Consider the following 14,829-nt stretch of genomic DNA (forward strand, 5'->3'; position numbering starts at 1 on the left):
CCTTACTTCGATGGGTGCCCTAAGGTGCAGGGCCGCTCTGATTTTTGCAAGGTAAGATGATTTGCCTATAATCACAAAGGAGTTTTATCGAAGGCCGGTTCTATATAGTAGAAAATTGTGTCTCGAATGGGAAAATGTCGTTAGGTCATGTGGTATCATGCGGTAGCTCGCCTCAGGCGGGACTCCTGCTGGCAAAGTTGTTTTTCGGAGCCGCATGCTCGAAGTGATCCCGCACGGCTTCGAGGGCTTGCTGCACGTGATCCCGCCAGGTGGGGAGGGCGGCACGGGTGCTGAGCTCGAAGCGGTCCGAGGCCAGCGCCGTCACCGCACCCATCCATTGCGGCAGGTCGATGGGATCGACCAGGCTGATGCCATGATGGCCGGCGAGTTCGGCCACCTCGCGATGCGCGGGAATGTCGGAAGCGATCACCGGCACGCCGAGGGCATTGGCTTCGAGGATCGGCAGTCCGAAACCCTCCACCAGTGATGGCTGAACCATGCCGTGTGCGCCGGCGATCAGGCAGGCGACGGCGGCGTCGCTGAGGTCGGCCACTTCCACGACATGGCGGGCCAGCGGGGCGGCGTGGGTCAACAGGTCCAGGACCTGGTCGACCTTCCAGCCGCGCCGTCCTACCAGCACCAGGCGCGGACAGGCCGCGCCGAGCTTCTCGGCAAGACGGCGCCAGAGCAGCAGCAGCAAGGCGTGATTCTTGCGCGCCTCGATGGTGCCGAGGCAGACGAAATAAGGAATCTGAGAAGAAGGCGGGCGCAGGGCGGTGCGCGTGAGGAATTCGTTTTCGACGGCCAACGGCACCACCACCACGCGCGGCGCGGCAGGCCGGCGCTCGCCGCGCGGAATGGCCGTCGCCAGCCAGGCCATGAAGCGGTCGCGCGAATAGGCCGAGTTGGCGATGATCAGGTCGGCATGCTGCAGCAGGGAGAGCATGCGGCGGTGATGTTTGGCCGCCTCGCCTTCGCGGCAGAATTCCGGAAAGTCGACCGGAATGAGGTCGTGCAGCATGGCGACGATGCGTGCCCCGCGCCGCTTCATCTCCTGAATCTTGAGGGTGTTCTCCAGGCCCGAATGAGAGGTATTGAGATACACCGATCCGCGCAGATTGAGAGGCAGGTCGCGGGTGCCGAAGACCTGCCGCATGCCGGTGAGCGCCACCCGGGCGGCGGAAGGTTCGGCCCGGTTGGTTTCGGCCAGGCGCCGGCAGCCGCGTTCGGAGGCCCACACCGGCGTGGCGAGATAATCGGTCAGATCGGTGTAGATGCGATCCTTTTCGACATCGGATCCCTGCCAGGCCGAAGATTCCGGGGAAGGGAGAAGCTTGTCGACGCGCCGCAAACCGTTGAAGCCCGGCATCTTGGCGACGAAGGAAACGTCCCCGGCCATGTCGGGCAGGAGCCGGATATAGGCGGCATCGACCCGATCGATGCCGGTGGGCGTGGTGCGGATGAGCCGGCGCAGATGCCGCGATACGTCAAAAAGAAACTGCATTGCGGGGCCACCAGCGTATGATTCGGCGCAAGGGGTTGGTTCTGCCGGCGGGAGCCTGGCGCGCCGCGCTCAGCCAGCTCACCGCATCTTCGGCCTCCATCGGCAGCCCTCGGACTGGGTGCAGATAGCTCGGATAAAGGATGAGGGCGGCAGCCACCAATTCATCGAGCGTGCGGCGGCGCGTGCGGCGGGAAATGGCGACGCGGTCGGTCGTCAGGCCCCAGCCGGCGAAGAAGGGGGCTCCGTGGCAGATGACGGGCTTGTTTCGCAGCAAGGCTTCGAACCCTGCCAGCGAGGTGCGTACATGCACTTCGTCGGCAAAGTCGATCCAGGCCGCGGCATCCCCCGACACCGCCAGATGATCGGCCAGGGCGCCGGCGGCAGTCGGGTCGCTCAGGCCGGGCCGTTTGCCGGCCACCAGATCGGGATGCTCCTTGAAAATGATGAAGGCGTCGGGGCATTCGCGGCGTACGGCCCGGAGAAATTCGAGATTGCTGGCATGGCTGGGCAGGCCGAGCCTGAGGGATTGGTCATCGGGCACCTGCCCGGCCACCAATACGCGCCGGCGCCCCCTTGCCTGCCGATGGGCCTCGTCGGGCACATCGCTGCGCAGATTATATTTGGTCAGGCCGGCCTGCAGGATCGCCTGCCGCAGCCGCGCGGCGCGCTCGGTGAGTTCGACGGGAAAAATGCCGGTCTCCAGAAGGGTCTCGAGATCGCTGGCGGTGGTGGCATCATAATAGATACCGCTCGCATCGAAGCACAGCGAGATCGGGACGGTGCCGGGAAAGCCGAGTCCGACCGATCTGAGGAAGCCGTCCTCGACCGCGATCGCCGCTGCCCCGTTAGCGGAAGACCGTGGCAGGCCCCAGCTGAGCTGACGTGCCTTTCCGGATGCCGTGGCGTTGAAGCGAAGGGTGGCGCCCGGAGCGGCGCAATAGCGCCGGAGTATCGGCCGCTTGTGCAGCTTGATGGCGACGGCCTCGGTTTCCCCGCGCCAGCGCCCGGCATGGGCACGCCAGCCCTGCAGCCTTGCGATCGCCTGTTCGGGGCCGGTGGCGCGGCCGGTGATCGGATCGGCGTAGAGCGGGTAGCGGATCAGGGCGGCGTCGACGAGGTCGACGATGTCGAGCGGGTTCCCGGCCCGCGCCTGGCGGCGCACCAGGGCTTCGCGTGCGCCGGGCAGCACCGGCCGGTCCTCGCTCAATCCCCACCCCGCATAGAAGGGCACGCCATAGCACCGCACCGGCAATCCACGCAGAAGGGCGTCGAAGCCGAGCTGGCTCGACACGGTCCAGACCTCATCCACTTCATCGAGCACGGCGTGGGGGGAAACGGCATCGTCGAGCCGGCGCAGATGGGAGGCGGCCGGGAGGCCGGCGAAGCTGCCCCGGGCTCGGCCCGCCATCACATCCGGATGCGAGCGGATGATGATCTGGGCGTCCTGCAAGGCGAGGGCATCGGCCAGCATGGCGGCAAAGCTCGTCCCGTCGGCGCAGGCGCCGGCGATCGACAGGTCGCCCGCGACCTGCTCCACCAGCAGGATGCGGCGGTTCCCGCGCGGCCCGAGCCCCAATGGCCTGTCGGGCAGATGGTTATATTTGGTCAGCCGATGATGCACGATCTCGTCGCGCAGGGCGGTGGCGCGTGGCCGGGTCTCGCGAAAATTCCCCAGTGCCAGTTCGTGCTCGAGCCGCGATTGCGTGCGGGCGTCGTAATAGACGCCGAGGTCGTCCATCACCACCGAAACGGCCGCCGCCCCGGTCTTGCCGAGGCCGACAGAGCGCAGGAAGCCGTCCTCCAGGGTGAAAAAGGGGCGAGCCAGCCGGGCAGCCGCATGCCTGGCCCAGCGGGCCGGCAGCTTGCGGCCCCAGCCGGCGACGGCATCCACCCTGCGTCCCGCCCGCTCCAAGGCCACCAGCCGATACTCCGGCAGCAACTCGCCGAGATCCGGGAAACGCAGCAGGGTGACCAGCGGCAGGCCGATAACGCTGCCAGGACGTGGCAACCAGGACCGGTCCATCAGCATGACCCTGGAAAGGCAGTGGCGGGCACGGCGTGCAGGGTGCCCAAGATGCCCATGACGGAAGGCGGCTTCGGGGATGGTTGCAGGGGCGCCTGCATCAGGTGGCGCATGGCCAGGATCGATGACCTGAATCTGAAAGACGTGACCGCTTGCCGTTCCCAGCGGAATGGAACTGCACGGGCCCGCGCAAACGCCGCCGGCAAAGAGGCGCGTCCTACTACTAAAGGAGTAATCTTTGTATCTTCAGCAGGCTTTGAGCCTTTACGGTTCTCAGTCGAGATGTCTCTCTGGGGAGTTCGAGCGAAAACCTCGCTGTCGATTGTCAGTATATTATAAGAATACCTTTTTTTGCTCTTGAAGAAAGTGGAAAAAATCAGGTGGCAAATTAAGGAAAGTTTCTCACAAGAGAATCTAATGTGTAGATTTCGTGACGGGACGGCTGCCAGGAGCGGCGCAATTTCTGTTGCATTATCACGGAAAGTTTGCAAATTGGCGCGGGCTGCCATGCAGCCTCCTTCGGTTGGCACTGCCAGAGCCCTCCGCCAATCCCTATGGCTCCTACTTACCTTTCGGGAGACCGAAACGGAAGCGAAAATATGGGAGCGACGGAAAGCGGGACTGCGAGGTCGCCCGAGCGAATGAGGTCTCCATGGTGGGTTGGATGGAAGTCGATTCGGGTTTGAAGTTGTGACGTTCATTTCATCGGCGCCGGCGAGAAAAGCTCGAAGGGGCCTGATGTTTGGGCAAATGTTACCTCCTTCTGAACAGAGATCTTTACCACAAAAAGCATCAAGGCTTGTTCCAGTCCGTCAGTGATGGGAAAAAAGATAGGGTGCCGTTGAAAAGCGAGTGATGTCGAAGTGTTGCGTATTCCAATCATTCTCCTGATCACCGCCAGCCTTGCGGCTTGTTCCAGCTTGCCGAATGCTGGCCCCACGGCCAAAACCATTCTGAGCCGTCAGCAGAATGGCGGTGCGCAGTCGCGCGGCGTCGCCAGTCCCTATTCCATCTTCGACGTCAATGCCGGGACGGTTGCCGTACTGTCGCGGCATCGCCCGACCGGTTTCCTCGGCAGTTTCGCGGCAGGCGGCCCGCCGTCGAGCGGGACGCTGGGCATCGGCGACATGGTGTCGGTCTCCATCTTCGAGGCGAGTTCGGGTGGCCTGTTCGGCACCTCCGACGCTACCGGCAGCGCCGGCAGCAAGAGCGTGCAGCTGCCGCCCCAGCAGATCGATCGCGGCGGGCGCATCAACGTGCCCTATGCCGGCAGCGTCGTCGCCGCCGGCCGTACGCCGGCCCAGGTCGGCCAGGCCATCGTCAGCGCCTTGTCGTCCAAGGCGATCGAGCCGCAGGTGCTGGTCACCCTCACCCAGAATGCCGCCAATCTCGTCACGGTCTCCGGCGAAGTCGGCCAGGGCGGCCGCTTCCCCCTCGCCGTCAAGGGCACGCGCGTGCTCGATGCGATCGCCCTGGCCGGTGGTCCGCAGGCAGCGGCCCACGACCTCTTCGTCCGCCTGACGCGGGGGTCGCGCACGGGCGTGGAAAGCCTGACCTCCCTGGTCTCCAATCCGCGCGAGAACATCTATCTGCGCGCGGACGATCAGCTCTTCATCTATCGCGAGCCGCGTACCTTCACGGTGCTCGGCGCCACCGGCAAGAACGACACCATCGATTTTACGAGCGACAGGGTCACCCTCGCCGAAGCCATCGGCAAGTCGGGCGGCTTGAACGATTCGCGTTCGGATGCGAGCGGCGTCTTCGTATTTCGCTACGAGGATGCAGCTGCCTTTCGCGAACTCAGGGGCGGCGCGACATCCGGTGGCTATCGTTCGGGCAGCGTGCCCGTCGTCTATCGCCTCGACATGAAGAATCCGGGTTCCTTCCTGTGGTCGCAACGCTTCTTGATGCGCAACAAGGACGTGCTCTACATCTCCAACGCACCGTCGACCGATCTCGCCAAGTTCCTGCAGATGATCGGCGGGGGCGTGGGCATCGTCAGTGCCGGTGCCAATCTCTCGACGATCGGGCGCTGAGCCCAAGCTCTCGAACGGCTTTTCTTCAACGCGCCTCGCCCGAAAGGGCGGGGCGCGTTTGTTTTGGCAACATGGCCTCGCTTGCCCGGATCGAGCTGGTGCCGGCAGCCGTGTTGTAAATTTGAAATTACCTTGAGTAACTATAGTAATATAATACTAGTCATCGTCGCGATGGAGTAGGAGAGCCCTGTGCTCTGATGGGCAGGGCTGATGCGCTGCTGCATAACTTGTTGGTAATAAAGATTTTATTTTTAGGCGGAGATTGCGCCCCTTGCTCAGAGCGGACGAGCGGACGACGCATACGAAGGTATTATTAGAGGTGGCGGCCTTATCTTTGCCTCGATGTTCTGGAATTTCGCTTGCTTGTCGTGGAGGAGTTGATGTTTGTGCGCACGAATCCTTGCTGAGATAACGTTACGTTATCTGGATTTGTTGCAAGGCTGGAACCTGTCTGGAGGTATTTGTGGCGTCCGAAATCATGGAATTCAAGCGCGAGCCGTCCAATCCGATTCGTCCCCTGATCATGTGCGGCGGCTCAGGAACCCGGCTCTGGCCGGCTTCCCGCTCCAACCGTCCCAAACAATTCCTGCCTCTCTTCGGGGCGCTGTCGACGTTTCAGGAAACCCTGCGTCGGGTTGCCGATGCGGGCCTGTTCGGACGCCCCGTCATCGTCACCAACAAGGACCATCGCTTTCTGGTCGCCGATCAGTTGGAGGCGCTCGGCATCGAGGCCGATGTTCTGCTGGAGCCGGAAGCGCGTGACTCCGGTCCGGCCATCCTCGCCGGTGCGCGCCATATCGCCGATCAGGACGGTGAAACGGCCCTGGTGCTTGCCCTGGCTGCCGATCACATGGTGCGGGATGCCGAGGGCTTCCAGCGGGCATGCAGGCAAGCCGGCAGTTCCGCTCGGGCTGGCCATATCGTCACCTTCGGCATCGAGCCGACAGGCCCTGCCACCGGCTATGGCTATATCGAGCCGGGCGAGGAGATCGTCGCGGGCGGACGGCACGTGGTCCGCTTTGTCGAGAAGCCGGATGCCGCGACGGCGGAACGCTATGTCGGCGAGGGCTTTTTGTGGAACTCGGGCAATTTCCTGTTCCAGGCGGGCGTGATGCTCGCTGACTATGCGATGCATGACCCTGAGACGGCTGACGCGGTGGGCGAGGCCGTCGCCACGGCACAGAGCGATCTCGGTTTCCTGCGCCTCGATGCAACTGCTTTCGCGCGTGCCGAGGCCCGCTCCATCGACTATGCGGTGATGGAGCGTACGGCGCGCGCGGCCGTGGTGGCCGCGACCTTCGACTGGTCGGATGTCGGCTCCTGGAGTGCCGTGCGCGATCTCTACGCCCTGGATGAGGCGGGCAATGCCGCCCGTGGCCAGGCGGCCTTCGTCGACGCCCGTGCCAATTTCGTCTCCACGGATGGCCCGCTGGTCGCCATTGCCGGTCTCGACGACGTCGCCGTCATCGTCACGCCCGATGCCGTCCTGGTCGCCCGCCGTGACGATGCCGCCGGCGTCAAGGCGCTGGTCGAACAGCTCAAGGCGAGCCACCGCCTCCTGACACAGGAGCACCGGCAATCCTTCCGCCCCTGGGGCAGCTATCGCTCGCTGGATTTGAGCGAACGGCACCAGGTCAAGTCCATCGTGGTCAAGCCGGGCGGGCGCCTGTCATTGCAGAAGCATCATCACCGTTCCGAGCACTGGATCGTGGTGCGTGGTACCGCTCTCGTCACCATCGGTAGTGAGGTCAAGTCGGTGCATGAGAATGAATCCGTCTATATCCCGATCGGTGCGGTGCATCGCATGGAGAACCCCGGCAAGATCGATTTGGAAATCATCGAAGTGCAGACCGGCGGCTATCTTGGCGAGGATGACATCATCCGCATCGAGGACATCTACAATCGCGAGGCGTCGTGACGGCGAGCCGTTAGGCCGGTGAAAAGCCTCTGCCGAAATTTGCAACGGCAGGGGGCGAAGGAGGATGGAAAATCCGTTTCGATTTTCCCCCTCCCTTCCCTACAGGAGGCCTTCGTAGAGCTTGGTGAGCCGTTCCGCGTAAGCCTGTTCTGAGAATTTGGCCGATTGCGCCTGTCCGCGCCCGACAAGCTCGGCGCGCAGCTCCGCGTCGCCGTCAAGAGCACGGATGCCGCGCATCATATCGACGGTGTCGGTGGGATCCACCAGAACGGCAGCATCGCCCGCAACTTCCGACAGCGAGGAACCTTTTGAAGTGAGGACTGGCGTACCCAGCAGCATCGCTTCGAGCACGGGCAGGCCGAAGCCCTCGTAGAGTGATGGGAACAGAACCGCCTTTGCTCCCCGGATCAGCGAGATCAATTGAAGCAGAGGTACATAGTCGAGGCGCCGGATACGGATATCCTCTTTCAGATGCCGACCGTCAAAAAGATAGCCGCGCGATTTGTGCTCTCTTATTTTCCGAAGATCGGCACCGTATTGCCAGCCCAGGCCTCCGACCACGACGAGCGGACTCCGGGTGTCGCTTGCAACGAAGGCGTCGATCAGGCGGGACAGGTTTTTCTTCGGTTCGATCGCCCCATAAAAAAGATAATAGTCTTTATAGTTTAGATCGTAGAAGCTCTTCACGATGTCCTCGACCTCATTCGTCGGAATTTCGAGAAGATCTTGGGGAATGGATACTGCTTGATAGGTGTTGACTACCTTTTCAGGGGAAACGCCCGTCAAGCCGATGATGTCGTTCCGCGAGGTCTCCGATACGGTCACGATCCTATCCGCGGTCTGCGCGAGATACCGGATCATATTCACAAAATAGCTCTTGTCGTCCGTTGTCGCCTCCGGCATGCGCAGGGGCACAAGGTCGTGAATCGTGTAGATATTCTTGGCGCCCGGCACGCTGAGCGGAATGACTTGCGTGGTGTGGAAGATGTCCGGCGGCTGGTCGAGAAGTATCCTGGCGCTTTTGCCGTAGCGCTGGAAATGCAGGCGAGCCATTTCGTGATAACGCGATGCGACATAGGCGTCCTGCACGCCACCGCTACGTTTCTCCCACTGCTCGGATTGGACGGAGATCTTGTCGCTTTCGAGCCGCACGGTCGGTATGCCAAAGGGCGCCCCGAGCATGCGGCGCAGCGTCGTGCCGACGAGCGCCTTGCGTCTTCCCGGAGGGCTGAAGAGTCCGGCCTCCGTAGATTGCGGATCACCCAGCCGAAGGCGGCGGTTCGTGTGCAGCAATCCCCCTATGTCGTAGCCGAGTTCCTTGGAGGTCTTGCAGAGATTGCGCGCATAGGTGGCGATGCCTGTCCCCGACGGGAGGGAGAGATTGTAGAGCTCATAGAGGATGCGCATTCCTCGCCTCCTTATTTCCCAGGTGGAGCAAGGCTTTGCGGGAAATCGTCTGCGTTCTGCAGGCGGTGTTGGGCCCCTTGGCGGACGGTATGCTGATGCCTTCCTCAGGCGTCGAAGACCGAACCGGGCGCTCTTCGATCCACTGGCTTGTGCGATCCATTCAGGCCTGTTCCCATTCGCACCACTGAACTGAGATTCCTATACGTCATATCAGTTCAAAATATAAACACTTATCAGTATCTTTCCTCATTTTCCGTCGATGATTTCGATCTTTGTGCCGTCCCCCTGGTCAATAAGTCCAGATGTTCCAGGTTGAATATTACCTCTTAAGACTTGGATTCGAGAAAATTCATCCTTATTCCCTGGAGCCGTTGAGAAGGAATAGGCAAAGTTCGGTTTCTTGGCTGCATCAAGAGGGCTTCTGTCTGTCATCGTGAGGCCGTTGAAGTGCAGTGTGGTGTTCAGCTGGTCTGGTGTGCCTCGTATCGCGGGAAGAGAACTGAACGGACCGCAATTGGCGCAGCTCGCCCGGACGGCGGCCGTCCGAGGCCAGGGAAATTTACCACCCCAGATTTTCGTGCTGCCGGCCAGTGCATTCGGTTGGTCGCAGATTGCGTCGGTGAGATAGTGGCTGCCACCGACGGCCCAGAAACATTCCAGTCCCGGGCTCGCTGCGTGCGGCGAGACGAGGTGAGCACCGTTGGAGTAGCGCGAGAACCAGAAGCCAACGCCCTGTGGCTCATAGGCCAGGCAGTTGATGCAGGTGGTCGAAATCAGGCCCGGCTGGACCTGGCCAAGATTGGCGCGGCGGTCTGAGCCGCCGAAGAAAAAGCCTGTACCGGCAATGCTGGAGCCATGCCAGGGATCGTCGGCAGCGGGATAGTAGCTGCTCATCTTGTCCGGCCGGAGAAAAGGCTTCTGGGTTACCTGGGCGTTGAAGCTGGCAGCATTGACGATCTGGGCCGATGCCCCGCCCCCTTCATCGACACAGAAGCCGATGCGCGAATAGCGGTCCTCGACATTGGTCAGGCGAGCAGCGACTCCGGAGCCGATGTCGATGCCGCAGCCTTGATAATAGTCCGGATCCCAATTGTGCCGGCCAGCGCCGGCATAGCTGGTGCGGGTATCGCGGATGGACACGCCCCAGGGCCCCAGAGACTGCTTGCCATTGGAGAGGTCGAAATTTGCGACCATGATATTGTTGTCGAAGCCGCGGGTCACTTCGGCTTCGGCGATCTCGCAGCGATCGCACATCACGAGGACGGCGACGGCCATGCCGTCATTCGCCTTGGCCTTGCCTTGTGGGTTGTCGACCAGGCCGGTGCCGGGCACGTATTTGATGGCGTCGTTCGAAGCGAGCGGAGCGAAGGCGGTATTGACGAATTGTCCGCCATTCATGTCGAACTTGCAGCCGATCACCTTCGCGCCGACCGCCGCCTGCGTCATGATCAGCGCTGGAGAGGCCGTGGTGCCCGGCCGGTCGACGACCAAGGTGGTGTTGGGCCCTTTGCACCGCAGCACCTGTCCCGGGGTTCGCATCTCGATCCAGCGGCTGCGCAAGGCATATTGTCCCGCCGGAAGCTCGACGTCCGCTCCGGAGGCCAGCAGGGCGTTTATGGCGCTTGCCGCATCGGCCTTGCCGAGTCCGGTCAGGGCTGTCTCTGCCGAACCGGGGTGGCAAGCCAACATGGCAGCGGCGATCCCCAAGAGGGCTGCATATAGGCGCATCGGGGAGACCGGGGACCGAGAGCGTTTTTCACCTGCCTTCGCGGGCAGGCCTTCGGTGCGATGTCGCCGCCACACCGGCTCAGGATCCCTGCTTGGCGCCGGCCGCATGCTTGGCCGGCAGGATACGGGAGACGTCGCCGTTGGCCTGGGCCCACCAGACATCCTTCTGCTTCTTCATCCTGAGCCAGACGCGGTCAAAATTGCGGCGCGCTTCCAGATAGGCATTCCGCAGATCCCATCCGCCCGCATAGACGGCCCTGAATTGCGAAACCAGCAATTCCAGATTGGGCAGTAATGTGTCGAGCTCGGCGGCCGCTTGATCGTCGGCGATATCCACCACGCTCGTGGCGACGAAGGGCCGGCCGGCCACCTGGCGGATCACCGCGAGCTTGCCTTGTTTGGAAAGCAGCTCCCCGAGGCCGAACATTTCCTGGGTGAGTGGGTCGCGTTTCAGCAGGCAGCGCACGACATGGAATACAAAGGCATCGCCTTCGAGGGGCCAGAAGTCGGCAAGGCTGTATTGCGCGCGCGCGTGGTTGATGGCGGACACGATAGGGCGATCGAACAGGCCGATCTCCGTCAGGCGGACATTCGCTCTCTCCAGGATTTGGATGATGCCCTGGTAGCGGGACAGGGGGCCGATCCGGGCTCCAATGCCATCGAAATTGAGATCGAGGCCAGCAGCTCGGGCGCTCGCATGCAGAGCCGCCTCCAGCCACGGGCCCGGGAGCAGCAGCAATTGCACGATGTTCCGATCCTGAGCGGTTCCGAATGCGGGCTGCCCCACCGTTGCAGTATCCTGGCACAGCTTGAGCCGCTTGACCCAGCGCTGCTCCAGCGTCTCGATCAAGGCGGTCGATGCCAGCTCGGTCTTCGTCAACAGCTCTCCCTGATCGTATATTTGCGCTTGGGCCGCGAATTCGAGCGCGGGTGCCTCGTCGTGGAGAAGTGCCAGCATGGCCACGACCTTGGCGGGCCAGGCAATGGCCGTTTCGTCGCGGAGATCCACTCCGAGGATGCGGATCATCTTGTCCCTGTCGGTCATGCTCGGTTCTCGCTTCAAGAAGCAGCGATAGGCATTCACGAAGCATTCCGTCATGCGGGGAAAGAAAAAGCTGTCGATCTCGTAGTGATCTTTCCAATATTGGATGCCGAGAGGGGCCGAGTAGGTGGTTTCGAATTTTCCGGGATTGTCCAGCTTCAATGTCTTGATCTGCGCAGCCCGGTCGGCGCTATCCGATTGTGTCTTCTCCAGATAATACAGGGCGTTTTCTGGCAGTCTGCGGCGAACCCTTGCCAGGAACTGCTCAAACGGGATCGCGAGCAGGGACCAGGTACTGAATGCGCTCTCGTCGATGAAGTTGCGGGCGCCGGTTTCCGACGCGACCTCGTGCAGCGACATAGCCAGCTTTGGCATCTCGACCGTCATCGGATGTTCGGCAGCATAGCGGGCGGCCCGGGCGCAAGCGCTCTGATAGACCTTTTCGTCGCGCATCCAGGCCATGAGGCCGGGCAGGTCGTGTTCGTCGGCGAAGATGGCGAATTCGCGCAGGTCCAGGAAGGGATTGTGGGGCGGCAGGATGACCGGCTGATGGAAGTTCATCACCAGGCGCGCTGTACCGCTGTTGTTCCAATGGTCGTAGTCATGCTGGGGCAGGTAATAGTAATCCGCCTCGGCGAGGCGCTGCATGAGTTCGGAATCTTCGACCCAGCCGGTGCCGAGGTTGCATTGGATGTTTCGGTCGGCAATGAGGCCCCGCAACTTCTCGACATCATATTCGCTGCCTGTGGCGACCGAGCCGACGAGCTTGCCCTTCAGCCGTTGGACGACATCCAGAAGCGCATCGAAATTCTTGCCACCCCATTGGAAGAAACCGAAGAAGCCGATGACAGGCCGGTCCCGTCGATTCAGCGCCTTCTCGCTGCGCACCGGCGTCGGAGCGGGCTGCATGCCGTGCTCCACCCGCAAGATGTTGAAGACGTTCCCGGCCGCCTCGATCGTGGTGACGACCGGAATCGGGCTCTCGAGCCAGAATTGCTGGCGCGGAAACATGATGACGTTGTCGCGATCCAGCAAGGAATGCATGAAGACCACGGGCCTCAGGCCATGAGCGCGGTGAAGCGCCAGGAGCTTGGTGATCAGGTCCGTGGTCGCTTCGCCCTCCGAAAGCTCGGGATTGTAGCCATCGAACAGGCCCGGGCCGTGATTGACAATGACCACGGCGTCGCGGAGTTGCTCCGGCGGATAGGTCTCGAGCACTGCTGTCGTGCGGACCCGGTGCGTTTCCAGGCCGAAAGTTTCGATGCTGTCGGCGAGATAGCGGGCATGTTCGCCGATTCCGCATCGTTTGAAGAAACTGGGGCAAAGAACGAAGACGCGCGTCGGTGGCTTGTCGGCGAAGGTCGCCAGGATGTCCCGGCCGCCGCGATAGCCGTAATGCAGATAGTGCTGTTCAGCAGAACTGATCAGGCCCAGATCCAGCAGCGTACGGACGTCGGCAAAACGGCCGACATAGGCCTGGGCGTCGAAGGATGGTGAGCCCGCCGTCGCGATCCTGGTGATCTCCGACCGACCTGCGGGAATGCTGGCCTTGGTGCGTTGACGCCCCTGCGGGTCGACGATCTCGATGACCTCTTCCTTGGTCCAGCCCAGTGCACCCAGTTCCGTAAAGGCATGCAGATTGTCTGGATCCAGGACCGCGGCCTGCAGATAGGCCGAGCTTGCCGCCGTGGCATCTTTCTTCAGCTTGAGGACATGGCCGAGCTGCAGATGCGTGTCGGAAATGCCGGGCGAGAGTTGGAGCGAGCGTCGATAGGCATCCTCCGCTTCCTTGAGGTGGCCGCTTTCCTTCATGGCATGGCCATACTGGACCCAGATCTTCCATAATTTGGGGTTGATCGACAGGGCCTCGCGATAGGCGGACGCTGCCGCCGTCCAGTCGCGCCGGCGGCTGGCGTCTCGCCCCTCCGAGACCCAGCGTTTTGAAGATCTGAAGCCGAACATCCTCTGGAGACCGTTCATAGTGCAGCTCTCTCGAAACTCAAGTTTTGCTCATTCTTTTGAGGCATATTGTGATCAGTCTATATGCAGATCACAATTATTGCGGAATTCGATAGAAGAAGATCGTATTTTTATAATTTAACTATAGCTTCCTCGTCGCAGACTATTTGTCCAACGTTCCTGATTTCCTCCCGTAACTCGGAGGGGAGGGCAGGCGGAGAAGCTGCGGTCTTTTTGCTGCCGGCGACACAGTGAGCAAAGAAGACGCGCATGACGTGATCAACGCCCAATAATGAGACGGAACGCAAGTCGTCGAGATAGTAATTTCGCGATGTCGCGGGGCTGGTGATAATTTCGTAGGAAGGAAAATAGGCAACCCCAGGCCTGGCGAGAGAAATTTCTTCTGCTGCTACACGCAGCGAGGCTTTACTGTATGTATTCGAGACCAATACGTGCTGATCGCGGTAGGTCGCGATCAGCGGCACGGGGGATACGGTGAAGATAAAGCGAGCGTTTGGGTTGACCTTTCGAATGAGGTCGATCGAGGCGCACAGATCCTGAACGATCTCCGCGGTGGAGAAGTTGACGAATTTATAGACAGACTCGTCGAAGGTGCCGCCTGCGACTCCCGGTGCGAGCGGGATCACGGCGCCATCGGCGATATGGACCCACCCTTCAGTCAGGCCGAGCGTGAACACGAGAACATCCAACTCCTCGACGAGCCGGCGAACCTGGCCCAGATGCGCCTCGCGCGCGGAGCGCATGGCGTCCGTCGAGGCGAAGCCCGACGGCTGGATCTGGGGACGGAAAGGATCGACGAAATGCCCGCGCCGGTCGCGCCATTCAGGCAGATCCGGTGAGAATTCACCGAAAGCCCGCTCGATCAGCTGCCGCAATTGCCGCGCGGTGTAGATATTCCCGTAGCGTGCGGAGTAAACGCCATAATTGTCAGCCTGGACCGCCTCCCTGGACATGCCGGCCGGGGGTGGCTCCGTCATGAAGTAGTTGAAGCCGTGTCGCTGCAAGGCCTGGGATATATGCTGCGCAAAGCATGAGCCGGCGGCCGCCACTTTGTGGTCTTGCGCGAGTTCGAACGGAAAACGTACGAGCGGATCGATCGCAAACGGGGGAATTGCGGCCACCGACTGCCGCCAGAAGTGATGCGATGGGAGACCGCGATAAGGATTCTCCGGCATTTTACCCTCCTTCAAG

9 protein-coding genes are annotated in these 14,829 nt (G+C 61.6%); 2 read left to right on the forward strand and 7 right to left on the reverse strand.

Annotated elements, in window-relative coordinates; translation table 11 throughout:
• Nucleotides 1-172: 172 nt before the first annotated feature.
• Genes QM672_RS12375 through QM672_RS12385 form a run of 3 tightly spaced genes read right to left on the reverse strand, consistent with a single transcriptional unit; the run spans nucleotide 173 to nucleotide 4,036 of the window.
• A complete protein-coding gene (locus tag QM672_RS12375; protein ID WP_415082896.1) occupies nucleotides 173-1,504 on the reverse strand; it encodes a glycosyltransferase family 4 protein in 1,332 nt (443 codons plus the stop codon).
• Entirely contained in the window at nucleotides 1,488-3,527 is a 2,040-nt protein-coding gene (locus tag QM672_RS12380) for a capsular polysaccharide biosynthesis protein (RefSeq protein WP_311934761.1), read from the reverse strand. The genes QM672_RS12375 and QM672_RS12380 overlap by 17 nt, the downstream gene beginning before the upstream one ends.
• Nucleotides 3,527-4,036 (reverse strand): hypothetical protein, encoded by a 510-nt coding sequence (locus QM672_RS12385; protein ID WP_311934760.1) that lies wholly within the window; start codon nucleotides 4,034-4,036, stop codon nucleotides 3,527-3,529. The genes QM672_RS12380 and QM672_RS12385 overlap by 1 nt, the downstream gene beginning before the upstream one ends.
• Before the next feature lie 354 nt (nucleotides 4,037-4,390).
• Here QM672_RS12385 and QM672_RS12390 point away from each other — a divergent pair, with 354 nt between their 5' ends.
• Entirely contained in the window at nucleotides 4,391-5,563 is a 1,173-nt protein-coding gene (locus QM672_RS12390; RefSeq protein WP_367623722.1) for a polysaccharide biosynthesis/export family protein, read from the forward strand.
• Nucleotides 5,564-6,041: 478 nt separating this feature from the next.
• Entirely contained in the window at nucleotides 6,042-7,481 is a 1,440-nt protein-coding gene (locus QM672_RS12395; protein ID WP_415083024.1) for a mannose-1-phosphate guanylyltransferase/mannose-6-phosphate isomerase, read from the forward strand.
• A gap of 99 nt (nucleotides 7,482-7,580) precedes the next feature.
• On the opposite strand, the gene QM672_RS12400 is transcribed toward QM672_RS12395, so the two are convergent.
• From QM672_RS12400 to QM672_RS12415, 4 genes are all read right to left on the reverse strand, one after another.
• Nucleotides 7,581-8,888, reverse strand: a complete 1,308-nt coding sequence (locus QM672_RS12400; RefSeq protein WP_311934758.1) for a glycosyltransferase family 4 protein — start codon at nucleotides 8,886-8,888, stop codon at nucleotides 7,581-7,583.
• Between the two features lie 246 nt (nucleotides 8,889-9,134).
• Nucleotides 9,135-10,595, reverse strand: a complete 1,461-nt coding sequence (locus tag QM672_RS12405; RefSeq protein WP_311934757.1) for a hypothetical protein — start codon at nucleotides 10,593-10,595, stop codon at nucleotides 9,135-9,137.
• A 100-nt stretch (nucleotides 10,596-10,695) separates the two neighbouring features.
• Nucleotides 10,696-13,638, reverse strand: coding sequence for a hypothetical protein (locus QM672_RS12410; RefSeq protein ID WP_415082899.1), 2,943 nt, complete (start codon nucleotides 13,636-13,638; stop codon nucleotides 10,696-10,698).
• Nucleotides 13,639-13,748: 110 nt separating this feature from the next.
• Nucleotides 13,749-14,813 (reverse strand): GSCFA domain-containing protein, encoded by a 1,065-nt coding sequence (locus tag QM672_RS12415; protein WP_311934755.1) that lies wholly within the window; start codon nucleotides 14,811-14,813, stop codon nucleotides 13,749-13,751.
• Nucleotides 14,814-14,829: the final 16 nt, after the last annotated feature.

It is taken from the genome of Labrys sp. (in: a-proteobacteria) (assembly GCF_047605565.1).
GTDB lineage: Bacteria > Pseudomonadota > Alphaproteobacteria > Rhizobiales > Labraceae > Labrys > Labrys neptuniae.

Bases quoted from the DNA above. Each gene is read 5' to 3' on its own strand.
- QM672_RS12375 (WP_415082896.1), bottom strand. From the start codon at position 1,504: ATGCAGTTTCTTTTTGACGTATCGCGGCATCTGCGCCGGCTCATCCGC.
- QM672_RS12380 (WP_311934761.1), bottom strand. From the start codon at position 3,527: ATGGACCGGTCCTGGTTGCCACGTCCTGGCAGCGTTATCGGCCTGCCG.
- QM672_RS12385 (WP_311934760.1), bottom strand. From the start codon at position 4,036: ATGGCAGCCCGCGCCAATTTGCAAACTTTCCGTGATAATGCAACAGAA.
- QM672_RS12395 (WP_415083024.1), top strand. From the start codon at position 6,042: ATGGAATTCAAGCGCGAGCCGTCCAATCCGATTCGTCCCCTGATCATG.
- QM672_RS12400 (WP_311934758.1), bottom strand. From the start codon at position 8,888: ATGCGCATCCTCTATGAGCTCTACAATCTCTCCCTCCCGTCGGGGACA.
- QM672_RS12410 (WP_415082899.1), bottom strand. From the start codon at position 13,638: ATGAACGGTCTCCAGAGGATGTTCGGCTTCAGATCTTCAAAACGCTGG.
- QM672_RS12415 (WP_311934755.1), bottom strand. From the start codon at position 14,813: ATGCCGGAGAATCCTTATCGCGGTCTCCCATCGCATCACTTCTGGCGG.